At 64.4% G+C, this 604-nt stretch carries 1 protein-coding gene and 1 pseudogene; one reads left to right on the forward strand and one right to left on the reverse strand.

Translation table 11 applies throughout. The features are described 5' to 3' along the window. Positions 1-370, forward strand: a pseudogene (locus tag CAF87_RS29420) (hypothetical protein); the annotation flags it as partial. Positions 371-401: 31 nt separating this feature from the next. Here the strand turns inward: CAF87_RS29420 and CAF87_RS28900 are convergent. Beyond that, positions 402-604 (reverse strand): LysR substrate-binding domain-containing protein (locus CAF87_RS28900; RefSeq protein WP_256577285.1); only part of this gene is annotated, 203 nt, incomplete at its 5' end.

The raw sequence follows: 604 nt of genomic DNA on the forward strand, positions 1-604 counted from the left end.
AAATGGTGGTAGCCACGGCGGCAGCGGCAGTGGCGGCGGTGGAAACAGTGGCCACAGCGGTAGCGACCATGGTTCGGGTCATTCCGGTGACAGCGCCTCTTCAGGACGCAACGGCGCCCACGCCGAAGCTGGCGACGATCATGGGGTTCATCGGGCCGGAGAAATCGGCGATGACCATGGCGTGCACCGCGCAGGTGAAATCGGCGACGACCATGGCGTACACCGCGCTGGCGAAATCGGCGACGACCATGGCGTGCACCGCGCTGGCGAAATCGGCGACGACCATGGCGTACACCGCGCTGGCGAAATCGGTGATAACCGTGGCGTACACGTTGGCGGCGAGCCAGGCGATGACAAGCGCGCCAACTGAGCCACGCTGAACATTGTGCGAGCGGCTGGGGCTACAACACCCCCTGACGCTGATCCAGCCGCTCGCGCAAAAACTCGATCAACGCCTGCACCGGCCGCGACGCCTGGCGATGCTGCGGGTACACCGCCGACAGGATCAACGGCTCCGGACGCAAATCATCCAGCACCGGCACCAGCCGTCCATCCTTCAATGCCGCGCCGACAATGAACGTTGGCAGATAAGTAATCCCCATCC

This window comes from Pseudomonas sp. R38(2017) (genome assembly GCF_002112395.1).
Lineage (GTDB): Bacteria > Pseudomonadota > Gammaproteobacteria > Pseudomonadales > Pseudomonadaceae > Aquipseudomonas.